Here is a 13,431-nt window from a genome sequence, read left to right on the forward strand (position 1 = left end):
CGGCGACGAGCCAGCTCGGGCCTGAGGTGCAGCGCGCATGCTGGTGATGGTGAGCTGCTGGCCAGGGAGGGGGTTATTCGCTGGTAGGCCACAGCGGCGCTTGAGAACATATAAGGACGAGTGACAACAGCGCCTGCGCCAGGCGCACCACATGCTGACGCACAGTCAGCCCGCAGAACGGAGCACGTCTATGAACTGCCGCGACCCGCCCCGCACCTGATGCCCTCGGAGGCCCACCCATTGACTGCCGAACCCGGCACACCCACCACCCCCGCACGTGTCCAGCGCGCTGACCGCGCTATTCGTACCGCAGGAATCGCCGAAGACCTCTTCGCCCATCGCGACACCCACCGCACACCGGGAGCGGCCCGGTGACCAAGCATGATCGTGAGGCCGAACTGGCCCGGCATCTGGATCGCGTCTGCAGGAAGTTCTCCACAAAGATCAGCCCGGAGGCCGCAAGGCGTCTGGCCCGGCTGCTGGAGCGCCAGCCCGGCGGGAAGATCGAATGAGGCTGCGGTACGCACCCCCGCCGTGGCTGACACTCGCAAGAGACTGGCTACCCTGCACAAACCGTCATCCGGGACTTCCAGCACGAGGACACCACACATCTTGCACAGCGCATACCAGCAGGAACTGAGAGACCGCTTCCTCTCCGCCCCCGTCGTACCGGCTCCGGACCCTTGGCGTCCGGTGTCCGCCCACCGGATACCGATCGGCGGACTCCTGGGCGTTGGGTTCGCACTCGACCCGGTCAGCGGGGAGGATCTGCTGATGGTCGTCTCCAGCAACGGCCACGGCCTCTTCGACGCGTCCACGGGTGAGCGACTCGCCCGAAACTACGATCCCGACCCGGAGTCGAGCACCCCTACCGGACCCGACCTGTCCTGCCCGGGGCTCGGCCCGCTCGCGGGCGCTCAGGTCCGCATTGCCGGATTGTTCGGGGGAGGCTTGCACACCACCACCGATGACGGCTGGACCATCCAGCTCTTCAGCCCCGACTGGCCCAACCACCGGGTACTGCTCTCAGCCGACGGCGGTCTCTGCCGTGGACCCGCCGGGGAGAAGTGGTGGCACATCTTCCACTCCAGCTGGTCCGAACTGCGTGCCGCGGGGTTCTCTCCGTCCGGACGCACCCTGGCCGTCGCCACCAGCAGTGACATCACACTCCTGACCAGGGCCGAACCCAGCCGCTGAACGGCATACGGAGGGGCCCGGACTGCGGCCCCTCCTGCCCAGGATCTTGGTCAGCACCAGATCGGGCTCTGCTCGATATCGATCCTGCCGTAGTCGAAATAGCGCCCCTTCTTAGCGGCCTCCTTGATCTTCACGGCTTCGAACAGGAACCGCATGACGGCGTTCATGCGCTGGTGATTCCCCGCCTTCTCCAGCGCCTCCCAGCTCTCACGGGCGTCCGGTCCGACGAGTCCCTGCAAGACGTCTGCGGCCGGACGGACGATCATCTTGCTCTCGACCGCGGCGATGCGCGCCTCGACCGTCTTGCGCATCTCGCGGTACTCCCGCGTCTTCAGCTCCTGGCTCTCCCACATGTCCTTGAGGTCTTCGAGCTCTTGGCGGTCGGCGTCAATGACGGCCTGGTCCTTCTCCGACAAGGACGACGGCGTGGGAGCGTCGGCGAGGTCGAGGCGCTCCAAGAGGTAGATCGCGGCCTTGCTCACGAAATCCTCCACGATGGGGGCGGAGACTGCCCGGTTGCAGCGTGGAGCATCGAGCCGGTGGGTGTGGCGTTGGCAGATGTACTTGCCTCCGGCTCCCCCCATGGGCCTGCCGCAGGCAGTACAGATGACAATGCCGCGGAGCAGATAGAACCTGCCTGCTTGACCGCTGGGTTTCATCGCTGCAGCCCGGTATGCGCGACGTTCCCTGACCTCCAGCCACACGCCCCGGTCAATGATCGCGGGCCACTCGCCGTCGCCGATCTCCTCACCCCGGAAGACACGGATGCCTGCGACGTGACGGTTGTCGAGCAGATCGCGTACCCGAGGCGCGTTCCAGTGGCGCCCCTCCGCGGTCTTCTCGCCACGCTCGTACAGCTCCTTCGCCAGCTGAACCGGGCTGTCCCCGTCCAAGTAGCGGGTGAAGACCTCCCGGACGATCGCCGCCTCCTCGGGGATGATCTCCATGCCGGTCTTGTCGTACCCGTACCGGCGCCTGCCCGTGTGCGGCCTTCCGTCCTTCGCCCGGTCCACCATGGCATCGATCAGCCGACGTGAGGTGTCGTCGCTGGAGCGGCAGGAGTGCGCCACCTCGATGCGGAGGAAGAAACGGTCGTCGGGGTCCGAGAGGTCGCGTCGATTCGCCTGCCCGTGCAGCGTGATGTCGTGGTCGTCTGCGATCTGCAACAGCTCTTCCAGATCCCGTGGCTGCCGCATCAGACGGTCAGGGTGGTAGGTCAGCACGTGGCGCACGCGGCCCTTGCCAGCTTCCGCGAGCAGGGCGTCCCACCCCGGACGCTTCCGCTTGCGCTGCCACGCGGACCTGTTGTTGTCCACGAACACTTGGTCCTCGGCCACAGTAAGACCGAGCCGTTCGGCGACTTCCCGGCAGATCCGCTCCTGGCGGTCCACGCCGGTCTGATCGTCATCGTTCACATGGGAGATCCGGCAGTAGATCGCCGCGGACTCTCCCTGCCAACTGGCACGTCCGCCAGCCTTCTTGGTCCGCTGCAACCCTGCCGCCTCACCTGCCCGCAAGGCCCTGCGTAAGCGCGCGTCTGCCCGCCGGTCGTTCTCGTCGGCTGTCATGGAAAAAGCCTATGAACACTGCTTGATCCAAGTCATCCGGTCCCGCTTCCACGCGGCCGGGAACCGGCCGTCCCGGGCGGCGGGCAGGCCGAGGCGGGGTGCGTAGGCCTGGTAGACGGTGATGGTGCTGTCGGTGTGCGCCGCCCGGATGCGGCGGTAGGGCTCCTGCATGGGGCCAGTCTGTGCAGAGGCCGGTGACCTGGCCAAACGATTTACGCGCGGGGACCGCTGCGGCCGGCGCGGCTACCTTCGCGCCGGGGTGTCCAGCAGGTCGGTGACGAACTTGCGCAGTTTTCCGGCGCGGACCGTTTGTACACCGTGGAGGACCTGCGCACCGTAGGCGAGTGCGGTGCCGGGGCGGGTGGGCGTGACCCAGCGGGTGGAGTCGATGCCGCGGAGCCAGGCGGGGACGGCCTCGTGGCCGCCCAGGTGCGGCATCCGGTGCGTCAGAGGGGTGCCGGGGGCGTAGCCCTCGGCTTCGCCCACGACGGTGCCGGTCCAGACGGCCGGGCCGGCTGTGGTCTCGATGTAGAACTCGCCGCCCTCGCCGGCGTCTTCGAGGACCACGCCGATGCGTCCGATGCGCCGGGGGGCGACGGCCGGGTCGGGGATGCCGTCGACGTGGGTCGGGATGTGCTGGCCCGCCGTCAGTTCGGTGTAGTCCCAGCGGGCGTCGGTGGCCACCGAGGGCAGGGCCCGCTGCAGGACGTGCAGGGCGCGGGCCGTGGCGGAGCGCAGGATCTCCTGGGCGAGCCCGGGGGCCCGGAGGAGTTCGGCCTGGCGCCGCGGCTTCCACCCGGTCGCCGCGAGCTCGCTGTCCATGATCTTGACCAGTTGTCCGAGCTCCGCCGGCGTCAGGAACTCCTCGACGCTCTGCAGGGCCAGGGTCTCGGTCAGATGGATCATCAGGTGCCTCCCTGCGCTCGGCGTACTCCGTACTCGGCTGTGGGAATCACCTGGCAGTGTCGTGGCTGTGCGTGCCGCCCGGCAGTCGACAACTGGCCGACTTGGGGGGCGGCACCCTCAGCTCCCGTGCTCAGAATTCCAGCGACACGTCGTGCGTCCGCAGCCAGAAGTCCAGGGCCAGGACCAGTTCGCTGCCGGTGCGGTAGCCCGGCCGGGGGTCGTCGGCGGTGGCCGCGGCCAGCGAGGGGCCGTCGAGGAGCGGGCGGACGAGCGAGTCCGGGCCCTCGGTGGCCCGCTTCAGCGCGCCGCGCAGTCCGTCGAGGTAGTACGGGTCGCGCGTGGTGGGGTACGGGGCCTTGACGCGGTCGGCGACGATGTCCGGCAGGAGGTCGCGGGTGGCGGCGCGCAGGAGGGACTTCTCGCGGCCGTCGAAGGTCTTCATGGCCCAGGGGGTGTTGAAGACGTACTCGACGAGGCGGTGGTCGCAGAAGGGGACGCGGACCTCCAGGCCGACGGCCATGCTGGCGCGGTCCTTGCGGTCGAGCATCCACTGCACGAACCGGGTCAGGTGCAGGTAGCCGATCTCGCGCATGCGCCGTTCCAGGCCGGTCTCGCCGGGCAGGCGGGGCACTTCGGCGAGCGCCTCGCGATAGCGCTCGGCCCGGTACCCCTGCAGGTCGATCTTCTCCAGCAGGCCGCGGTCCAGCAGGGCCTCGCCGGGGCCGCTGCCGGGGCCGGAGATGCCGGTGCCGAAGGGCGGGGCGAGCCACGGGAAGGTGTCGGCGGCCACGGAGTCGGGGTGGTGGAACCAGCGGTAGCCGCCGAAGACCTCGTCGGCGGATTCGCCCGAGAGCGCGACCGTGCACTGCTCGCGGACGGCTTTGAACAGCAGGTAGAGGGAAGTGTCGCCGTCGCCGAGGTCGAAGGGCAGGTCGCGGGCGCGCATGACGGCCTCGCGGGCCGCGGTGTCGAGCAGCGCGGACGACGGGAGGGTGATGACCCGGTGGTCGGAGCCGACGTGCCGGGCGAGGGCCTCGGCGTACGGGGTGTCGCGCGTGCCCCGCCAGTCGTCGGCCGTGAAGTTCTCGGCGTGGCGGGCGAAGTCGAGGGCGAAGGACTGCACGGGGGCGCCGCCCTCGGCCGTGCGCTGCCGGGCGCCGAGGGCCGTGATGACGCTGGAGTCGAGGCCGCCGGAGAGGAGGGTGCCGAGGGGGACGTCGGCGACCATCTGCCGGGCGATGATGTCTTCCAGCAGCTCGCGGATGCGGGCGATCGTCGTGTCGAGGTCGTCGGTGTGGTCGCGGGACTCCAGGGCCCAGTAGCGGCGCAGGCGGGTGCCGTTGTGCCGGACGCGCAGGGTGTGGCCGGGAGGCAGTTCGTACATGCCCTTGTAGACGGCGTGGCCGGGCGTCTTCGTGAAGGCGACGAGCTCGGCGAGGCCTTCGGCATCGATGGCGGGGCGTACGGCGGGGTGGGCGAGGAGGGCCTTCGGCTCGGAGCCGAAGAGGACGCCGTCCGGTGTGGGGTGGTAGTACAGCGGCTTGATGCCCATGCGGTCGCGGACCAGCAGCAGTTCCTGGGTCCGGGCGTCCCACAGGGCGAAGGCGTACATGCCGTTGAGGCGCTCGGTGAAGTCCTCGCCCCATTCCAGGTAGGCGTGCAGGACGACCTCGGTATCACTGCTCGTGCGGAAGGCGTGCCCGCGGCTCTCCAGCTCCGACCGCAGCTCGCGGAAGTTGAACACCTCGCCGCTGTAGGTGAGGGCGACGACCGTCCGGCCGCCGTGTTCGAAGGTCATGGGCTGCTTGCCGCCGTCGGGGTCGATGACGGCGAGGCGGCGGTGGCCGAGGGCGGCCCGCTCGTCCAGCCAGAGGCCGTGCGCGTCCGGGCCGCGGCACGCCATGGTGTGCGTCATCGCGTTCGCCGTGTCGGCGGTGACGGGGTGTGCCGGGTCGTACGAGACCCATCCTGCTATTCCGCACATGGCGTGCTGTCTCCTGTCGGTGTGCCTCTTGGGGGTGAGAGGGGGGCGCGGTCCTCCTTGCGGAAGGGCTGCAAGGAGGACCGCCCGTGCCCCTGCGATGCCGTGGTGGTGGTCAGACGTGCGCGGCGGGAACCTCGGCGGGCCGTTCCCCGCTGCCGGTGAAGCGCCGGAAGGTCCACGTCATCCACATCACGACGAGGACCATCAGCACGCTGATCGCGGTGGCCCAGGCCATGGCGTCGGCCCAGCTCGCGGAGGTGGCGTGCTTGCCGGCGACGGCGAAGAACACCGCGCCGATGACGGCGACGCCGGCGGCGCTCGCGAACTGCTGGGTGGTGGTGAGGATGCCGGAGGCGATGCCCGCGTCCCGAGCCTGGACCCGCATCAGCGCGGCGCCGAAGAGGGCGGGCAGGACGACGCCGTTGCCGGCGCCGATCAGGCACAGGCACAGCACGATCCACGGCAGGCCGGTGTCGGGACCGGCCGCGTACAGCCGTACGGCCAGGGCCACCAGGCCCAGGACGATCACGGCGCTGCTGACGACGAGGGCGCTCATGCCCCAGCGGTTGGTGAGCCTGCCGCCGATCATCGAGGTGGCGGTGAAGAGGATGCCCATCGGGGAGAACACCAGACCCGCCTGGAACGGGCCGAGGTCCATGCCGGACTGCAGCAGCAGGGTGAGCGTGAACATGAAGCTGCCGAAGTAGACCATGAACGCGACGCTCGCGATCACGCCGCCCCGGAAGGAGGGGCTGCGGAACAGCGGGAAGACGAGCACGGGGTCGCCGCCGCGGCGCGCGAGGGTGCGCTCCCAGCGCAGGGTCAGCGCGGCGACGGGGATCGCGAGGGCCATGCTGACCCAGGTCCACACCGGCCAGTCCGAGGTGTGGCCCATGGTCAGGGGCACGAGCAGCAGGGCGAGGGCGAGGGTAACGCCGGACGCCCCGACGGGGTCGAGCCCGATGCGCCGCCGGTGGGTCTGGGCGGGCAGGACGCGCATGGCGGCGGCCGCGATCACCGCGCAGAACGGCACGTTGATGAGGAAGATGCTCCGCCAGCCGAGCCCGGCGAAGTCCGCGGCGATCAGCGCGCCGCCGAGGACCTGGCCGGCGATGGAGCCGAGGCCGGCGGCGGCGCCGTACCAGGCCATGGCCTTGGGCTTGCGCTCGTCGGGGAAGTCCGCCGTGATCACGGCGAGGACCTGCGGGACCATCACCGCGCCGGCGAGGCCCTGGGCCAGCCGGGCGGCGATGAGCTGCTCGGGGTTGACGGCGATGCCGCACAGCAGCGACGTGATGCCGAAGGCGATCGTGCCGATGACGAACAGCCGCCGGTAGCCGTACTTGTCACCCAGCCGGCCTCCGGTGATCATGCCGGCCGCGTAGGCGAAGGCGTAGCCGCCGACGACGAGTTCGAGGGCGGCGGGCCCCGCGTGGATGCTTTCCTCCAGCGACGGCGCGGCGACGTTCACCACGAAGAAGTCGAACTGGGCGAAGAACATGGCGGACAGCAGGACGAGGAGGGTAGGTCCGGTGCGTACGGTCGGTTTGGTCGAGGCCTCCGCCACGGCGGGCGGGGCGAGTTGGTCGGTCATGGGGCTCCTCGGCGCCGGTCGCGCGCGGCGGACGGCGCGGTTCGCGGACCTGTGGTCGGTACGGGTGACAGGGCTGAATGACTGGTGACTGACTGGCTGAATGACTGGCTGACTGGCTGAAGGGCTGACTGGCTGAAGGGCCCGGGGGGTAAGGGCTGCGGGTCAACGGCTCTTCCGCCGGCCGTGGATGGCGCAGGTGATGCGGGAGGTGCACAGGCGCCGCCCGTTCTCGTCGGAGATGACGACCTCGTAGGTCGCCGTCGTCCGGCCGAGGTGGAGCGCGGTGGCGACTCCGGTGACGGTCCCGTTGCGGACCGCCAGGTGGTGGGTGGCGTTGATGTCGACGCCGACGGCGATGTGGCCGTCGCCGGCGTGCAGGACGGCGCCGATCGAGCCGAGCGATTCGGCGAGCACGGCGGAGGCCCCGCCGTGGAGCATGCGGTAGAGCTGGGTGTTGCCGGCCACGGGCATGGTGGCGACCAGGCGTTGCGGCGTCGCCTCGTGGAAGGTGATGCCCATGCGGCCGGCCAGGGTGCCTTCGCCCGCCGCGTTGATCCAGGCGACGGCGTCCTCGGGCGGCGCGTCGAGGAGGCTCGCGGGGCGGGGGGCGGCGGTCGTCATCGGGACGTCACCGCCGTCCCGTCGCCGGCCGTGGCCACGGCCGCGGGGTCGGCGGGCCGGTAGGTGTGCAGGGACACGTATTTCTCGCGCAGCTGCCGCTTGAGCACCTTGCCCGTGGGGCCGAGGGGGATGTCGCCCGGGGAGGCGGCGATCTCCAGCAGGGCGAGCCGGGGCTGGCCGATGCGGTCGAGGACGTCGTTGGCCCGGCGCAGCAGGTCCGCGGCGTCCCCGCCGCCGTCGAACAGCCGGACGAGGGCGACGGGGACCGTCCGGTCCTGGTCGTGCCCGGCGACGACCGCGCAGTCGGCGACCTCCTTCAGGCCCAGGAGGATCTCCTCCTCCATCAGGGCCGAGTAGCCGTCTCCTGCGTCGGTGCGGATGCGGTCGACGGCGCGGTCGACGTGGAAGTACTCGCCGTCCTCGGTGCGGTGGACGAGGTCGCCGGAGAGCCAGTAGCCGGCGAGGGTGGAGCGGTAGGTAGTGTCGGAGTCGTTCCAGTAGCCGCGGGCGATGGAGTCGCCGCGGACGCCGAGCAGGCCGACCTCGCCGGGGTCCGCGTGGCTGCCGTCCTCGCGCAGGACGGCGACCTCGGAGAGGGGGACGCGGCGGCCGAGATGGCGGGCGCGGGGCGGGCTGTCGGGGGTGATCTCGCGGCGCAGGGCGGCCCAGCCGAGCTCGGAGGAGCCGAGCCCGTCGTCGATGACCGACCCGGGGACGGTGCGGTCGCCGACGGTGGTGCGGCCGAGCTCCATCAGGCGCCGCATGTGGGCGTCGTGGCCGCAGTCGCCGAGGTTGACCCACACCTCGACGGAGGTGAAGTCCGCCGGGTCGGGCCCGTAGGTCGCGAGGTGGGCGAGGGCCTCGTTGAAGGCGAGGACGACGCCGGGCCGGTAGGTGGCGCAGCCGCGCGCGAGCCCGGGCCCGGTGGGGTCGGACCAGCCGACGGTGGGGACGCCGGCGAGGAGGGAGTAGAAGGTGAAGGCGATGGCGCTGGAGTGGGACTGGGGGTAGGCGGCGAGGACGACGGAGGTCTCCGGGCCGGGCGGGTTGGCCAGCCGGTAGCGGGCTCCCGCGACGCTCTGCGCGTGGGTCCACACGACGGGCTTGGGGTTGCCCGTGGTGCCCGAGGAGTGGCAGATGACGACGGGGTCGTCCGCGCCGTGGCGGTACTCGGCCCCGGCGGGCAGGGTGCGCTTGCCGAGGATGCCCACGTCCTGGCGGGTGCAGGTCCAGCGGACGACGGGAAGTTCGCGCTCGCGCCCGGCGAAGAGGGCCAGCCGGGGGGCGTCGGTGTAGATGCCGACGGGGGCGGTGCGGCGGATCAGGCCGAGGGCGAGTTCCGGTTTCATCCGGCCGTTGATGAGGACGGCGATCGCCCCGATGCGGGCGAGGGCGGCGAGGTGGAGGTGGTCCTCGAAGGAGTCCTCGATGTAGACGGCGACGCGGTCGCGCGGCCGCACGCCGCGGTCGTGGTACCAGGCGGCCCACGCCTCGGCGAGGCCGTCGAGCTGGTGGAGGCTGAACTCGGTCTGCTGCCAGCCGTCCGTGTTGAGCAGCGGAATGTCGGCGGCGAGCAGCGGCAGGCCGGCCGCGGGGTTGGTCTCGGCGGCCACGCGCCAGGCGTTGCCGCCGCCGAGTCCGGGGTGGTCCACGAGGCGCAGGCGGGCCTCCGGTGTGAGGAGCGTGTGCGATGTGAGGGGCATCATTCACCTGGCCTCGGATTCGGGACGGATCGGCATGCGGTGCGGGGGGTGCCGGAACATGGCAGTCCGCTGTGCGGGCCCACCGGAGGCGACGCTAGGCGCGCCCTCCGGAGGCCCGCCAACCGCGGCGGGATAGACCGTCAAGTCACCCTGGGGCGCGGCGAGTAGGGGACGCCCGGGGCCGGGGCGGATTCCACTTGACGGACTCCCCGGCCGCGGGTTCGGCCGTCACAGGCCCGTGGCTATGTTCGGGAAAGTCCTCCGGCGTGCTCCGGAATCCGTAGTGACCGGTAGCCGTACGTTCCCGAGAAGGAGTACACAGTGCCACCTGTGCGGAAATCCGATACCGGCGACCGGCTGCGCGACATAGTGGCGTTCGTCCTCGACCTCGACGTGGCGGACGTCCGGGCCGACGCCTCCTTCCACCAGGACCTGAAGGTCGACTCCCTGGAGAAGGTGGAGATCGCGGCGCGCATCGAGCAGACCTTCGGGGTCGCGCTCGGCGACGACGAGACGGCGGGGATGGACAGCGTCCTGGACGCGGTGGAGCTGCTGGCCGCGAAGGGCCCGCGCGCGGGCGGCCTCGTGGACCGCCTGGTCGGCGCTCACGTCACGGCCGGCCACGGGGAGCGGACCGCGTACACCGACCCGGACGCCGGCACCGTCTCGTACGCCCGCCTGTACGAGGCCGCGCAGGGCTACGCGCGGGCCCTGGACGCGCTCGGCGTGCCGGCCGGCGCCCGCGCGCTGATCGTCGCCGAGGACTCCGTGGCCACGGTGGCGGCCGTGCTGGGGCTGTGGTGGCACGGGTGCGTGCCGGTTCCGGTGAGCCCGATGCTCGGCGACGAGGACATCCGGTTCGTCGCATCCGACTGCGGCGCGCGCGTCGTCCACCTCGACACGGCCCCGGCCCAGCAGGCCTCGCTGCAGGAGGCGTTCGCCCACCTGCCCCTCCTGACGGGGGATCAGGTCCGTGAGGGCCTGGCCACCGGCCGGTCCACGGGCGCCCACCGCACCGGAGCGCCCGTCCCCCCGGCGTCCCGCCCCGCCGGCGCGGAGTGGCTGATCCAGTACACCTCCGGCTCCACCGGCCGGCCCAAGGGCGTGCGGCACTCCGCCACCGGGATCGGCGCCATGCTCGACGGCTACGGCGCGGTCCTGGGCCTGCGCCCCGACGACGTCGTGCTGTCCACCGCCCGGATGTCGTTCGGCTACGGCTTCGGCAGCTCGGTGCTGTGCACGCTGGCCGCCGGGGCGAGCGCCGTCGTCCTCCGCGGCGCCGTCGACCCGCGGTCGGTGAGCGCCGCCCTGCGCCGGCACCGGCCGACGGTGCTGTGCTCGGTGCCGCGGCTGTACGCCGGCCTCCTCGAAGCGGCCGGCCGCCCGGACGCGGACGCGCTGCCGTCCGTCCGCCTGTGCCTGACCGCCGGCGAGCACTGCCCGGCCGGACTGAGCCGGCGCATCGAGGCCGCCTTCGGCGCGCACGTCATGAACTGCCTGGGCGCGACCGAGGTCATGCACGTCGCCGTCGCGACGCCACCGGACCGCTCCCTGCACGGGCTGGCCGGCCTGCCCGTGCCCGGGGTGACCGTGACCGTCCGCGACGACCACGGCGAGCCGGTGCCCGACGGCACCGACGGCCGGCTGCACATCGCCGGGCCCACGGTCTCCCTCGGCTACGTCGACCGGGCCGGCGACGACGCGGTGACGTTCGACGCGGGCGGCGCGTACACCGGCGACGTCGTCCGCCGGAACCCCGACGGCACCATCGCCTACCTGTGCCGCGCCGACGACATCCTCAACCTCGGCGGCTACAAGGTGGTCCCCCGCGAGATCGAGGACGTGGTCCGGTCGATCGACGGGGTCACGGACTGCGTGGTGGTCGGCGCCCCCGACCCCGACGGGCTGCAGCGCTCGGTGGCCTTCACGGTCACCGCGAAGGGCACCGACCGGGACACCGTCCGCCGCGCCATCCGGGCCTGCGTCCGCAGCCGCCTCGCCCCGTACAAACGGCCCAGCCGCTTCGAGTTCGTCGACGTCCTGCCGGCGACGGCCACGGGAAAGCTCGCCGCCTACCGGCTGCGCGAGCGGATCGGACAGTCATGACCTGGGACATCACGGGCATGGGGGCGGTCGCGAGCATCGGCGCCACCCCGCAGGAGATCTTCGACTCGCTCTGCGCGGGCCGCAGCGGGCTCGCCGGCCTGCGCGCCTTCGACACCACCAAGTACCGGGCCAAGCAGGCCTACGAGATCGACGACCGCGCCCGTCCGGGCACGGACGAACCGGGCCGGGCCACCCGCTGGCTGCAGCAGGCCGTCGCCCAGGCCCTCACCGACGCGGGCCTCCCCCACGACCTCGGCGACGTCCCCGTCCTGGTCGGCACAACCCTCCAGGAGCAGCGCAGCGCCGAGCTGTGGTGGCGGGCCGGCGCCCCCCTGGCCCCCTCCTCGCTGCACTTCGGCACGGCGCTGCGGGAGGCCTTCGGCGCCACGCGCACGTACACCTTCGCCAACGCCTGCGCCGCCTCGCTGTACGCACTGGCCATGGCCACCGACCTCATCGAGGCGGGAGCCGCGGACACCGTCGTGGTGGCCGGCACGGACGCGATCGGCGAGAGCGCCTTCGGCACCCTGGACCGGGTGCAGAACGACGTCCCCGACGCCCTGCGCCCGTTCGACCGCTCGCACAAGGGCATGCTGATGGGCGAAGGCGCGGTGGCCGTCGTCGTCCGGCGCGTCCCCGCCGCGGATTCGCCCGGCCGGCGCGTGCACGCGCGCGTGCGGGCCGTCGGCATCAACTGCGACGCCCACCATCCCACGGCACCCGACCCCGAGGGCATCACCCGGGTGGTGCACGACGCCCACCGGCGCGCCGGGGTCTCCCCCGAGGACATCGACCTGGTCATGCTGCACGGCAGCGGCACCCCCAAGAACGACTCCACCGAGGCCGGGGTGCTCTCGCAGATCTTCGGGCCCGGCACCGGGCACCGGGGCGGCGGGCCGCTGATGACGGCCGTCAAGTCGATGACCGGCCACACGCTGGGCGGCTCGGGACTGCTGAGCCTGGTCGTCGCGGCGCTCGCCTTCCGGCAGGGCGCGGTGCCGCCGGTGCTCGGGCTCGCCGACCCGGTCGAGGAGGCCGCGGGGCTGCGGCTGGTCCGGGACACGGCGGCCGCGGCCGACATCGGCCTCGCCCAGATCGACGCGTTCGGCTTCGGCGGGATCAACGCCGCGGCGATAGTGGAGGCGGCGCGATGAACGACAGCGCAAGCACCGTACGGACGGCGGGCGGCTCCGCGGCCCCGCAGGTCGTCGTCACCGGCGTCGGGCTCGCCGTTCCCGGCCTCACCTTCCCCGACGAACTCCTCGGCGCCGTGCGCGAGGGCGGCTTCGACCCGCACACCGGGCTCACCGGCCGCGAGATGCGGCACAAGGACCGCGCCTCGCGCCTGGCCCTGCGGGCCGCCGAACCGGCCCTGCGCGACGCCGGCCTGCACGACGGCAAGGCCTTCACCGGCGACGGCGGCACCACGGCCGTGCTCGTCAGCTCCAACTTCGGCATCCTGGACAGCGTCTGCGCGTTCGCGGACGTCATCGCCCGCGACACGGTGACCGGCCTGAGCCCCCTCGGCCTTCCGCAGACCTCCAGCAACGTCATCGCCGGCTCCGTCGCCATGCGCCACGGGCTGCGCGGCCCCGGCATCACCCTGTGCAACGGCCCCACCAGCGGGCTCGACGCCGTGTACTGGGCGTGCGCGACCCTCGCCGCGGGGCGCGCGCGGACGGCCGTCGTCATCGGCGTCGAGCCGTCGGGCGACGCCGTCACCAAGCTGCTGGGCGGCCCGGTCCTCGACGG

The 13,431-nt window shown here is 72.2% G+C and carries 11 protein-coding genes and 1 pseudogene; 5 read left to right on the forward strand and 7 right to left on the reverse strand.

The features are described 5' to 3' along the window. Positions 1-371 precede the first annotated feature (371 nt). Both V7793_RS22380 and V7793_RS22385 read left to right on the forward strand, forming a co-directional pair. The gene (locus tag V7793_RS22380) at positions 372-512 is read left to right on the forward strand and encodes a hypothetical protein (RefSeq protein WP_190023975.1); all 141 of its coding nucleotides are present in this window, start codon (positions 372-374) and stop codon (positions 510-512) included. Between the two features lie 100 nt (positions 513-612). Then, positions 613-1,197 (forward strand): hypothetical protein, encoded by a 585-nt coding sequence (locus V7793_RS22385; protein WP_336009228.1) that lies wholly within the window; start codon positions 613-615, stop codon positions 1,195-1,197. Positions 1,198-1,247: 50 nt separating this feature from the next. Here the strand turns inward: V7793_RS22385 and V7793_RS22390 are convergent, their stop codons facing one another. The 7 genes and pseudogenes from V7793_RS22390 to V7793_RS22420 all read right to left on the reverse strand — a co-directional run bounded on the left by V7793_RS22390 (position 1,248) and on the right by V7793_RS22420 (position 9,576). Beyond that, positions 1,248-2,765: a recombinase family protein gene (locus V7793_RS22390; protein ID WP_336009230.1), complete on the reverse strand. Its 1,518-nt coding sequence runs from the start codon at positions 2,763-2,765 to the stop codon at positions 1,248-1,250. Between the two features lie 21 nt (positions 2,766-2,786). After that, a pseudogene (locus V7793_RS22395) lies at positions 2,787-2,936 on the reverse strand (DUF4291 family protein); the annotation flags it as partial. Between the two features lie 72 nt (positions 2,937-3,008). After that, a complete protein-coding gene (locus tag V7793_RS22400) occupies positions 3,009-3,671 on the reverse strand; it encodes a hypothetical protein (protein ID WP_336009232.1) in 663 nt (220 codons plus the stop codon). Positions 3,672-3,801: 130 nt separating this feature from the next. Continuing rightward, a complete protein-coding gene (asnB, locus tag V7793_RS22405; RefSeq protein ID WP_336009234.1) occupies positions 3,802-5,655 on the reverse strand; it encodes an asparagine synthase (glutamine-hydrolyzing) in 1,854 nt (617 codons plus the stop codon). A 112-nt stretch (positions 5,656-5,767) separates the two neighbouring features. Beyond that, complete coding sequence (locus V7793_RS22410) at positions 5,768-7,249, reverse strand: MFS transporter (protein ID WP_256789400.1); 1,482 nt, start codon at positions 7,247-7,249, stop codon at positions 5,768-5,770. A 162-nt stretch (positions 7,250-7,411) separates the two neighbouring features. After that, positions 7,412-7,870: a hotdog fold thioesterase gene (locus V7793_RS22415; protein ID WP_336009237.1), complete on the reverse strand. Its 459-nt coding sequence runs from the start codon at positions 7,868-7,870 to the stop codon at positions 7,412-7,414. Next, entirely contained in the window at positions 7,867-9,576 is a 1,710-nt protein-coding gene (locus V7793_RS22420) for a class I adenylate-forming enzyme family protein (protein WP_240976752.1), read from the reverse strand. Before V7793_RS22420 ends, V7793_RS22415 begins: the two co-directional genes overlap by 4 nt. 327 nt (positions 9,577-9,903) lie before the next feature. Between V7793_RS22420 and V7793_RS22425 the strand changes: the two genes are divergently transcribed. The 3 genes from V7793_RS22425 to V7793_RS22435 all read left to right on the forward strand — a co-directional run. Further along, positions 9,904-11,679: an AMP-binding protein gene (locus tag V7793_RS22425; protein WP_336009241.1), complete on the forward strand. Its 1,776-nt coding sequence runs from the start codon at positions 9,904-9,906 to the stop codon at positions 11,677-11,679. Further along, positions 11,676-12,833: a beta-ketoacyl-[acyl-carrier-protein] synthase family protein gene (locus V7793_RS22430; protein ID WP_336009243.1), complete on the forward strand. Its 1,158-nt coding sequence runs from the start codon at positions 11,676-11,678 to the stop codon at positions 12,831-12,833. Before V7793_RS22425 ends, V7793_RS22430 begins: the two co-directional genes overlap by 4 nt. Beyond that, on the forward strand, positions 12,830-13,431 hold a 602-nt coding region (locus tag V7793_RS22435; protein ID WP_336009245.1), incomplete at its 3' end, for a beta-ketoacyl synthase N-terminal-like domain-containing protein. The genes V7793_RS22430 and V7793_RS22435, both read left to right, overlap by 4 nt.

This window comes from Streptomyces sp. KLMMK, assembly GCF_036961605.1.
Taxonomy (GTDB): domain Bacteria; phylum Actinomycetota; class Actinomycetes; order Streptomycetales; family Streptomycetaceae; genus Streptomyces; species Streptomyces telluris.

Excerpts from the sequence above, each read along its gene's own strand:
- V7793_RS22420 (WP_240976752.1), bottom strand. The coding sequence starts at position 9,576 with ATGATGCCCCTCACATCGCACACGCTCCTCACACCGGAGGCCCGCCTG.
- V7793_RS22415 (WP_336009237.1), bottom strand. The coding sequence starts at position 7,870 with ATGACGACCGCCGCCCCCCGCCCCGCGAGCCTCCTCGACGCGCCGCCC.
- V7793_RS22410 (WP_256789400.1), bottom strand. The coding sequence starts at position 7,249 with ATGACCGACCAACTCGCCCCGCCCGCCGTGGCGGAGGCCTCGACCAAA.
- V7793_RS22400 (WP_336009232.1), bottom strand. The coding sequence starts at position 3,671 with ATGATCCATCTGACCGAGACCCTGGCCCTGCAGAGCGTCGAGGAGTTC.
- asnB (WP_336009234.1), bottom strand. The coding sequence starts at position 5,655 with ATGTGCGGAATAGCAGGATGGGTCTCGTACGACCCGGCACACCCCGTC.
- V7793_RS22390 (WP_336009230.1), bottom strand. The coding sequence starts at position 2,765 with ATGACAGCCGACGAGAACGACCGGCGGGCAGACGCGCGCTTACGCAGG.
- V7793_RS22430 (WP_336009243.1), top strand. The coding sequence starts at position 11,676 with ATGACCTGGGACATCACGGGCATGGGGGCGGTCGCGAGCATCGGCGCC.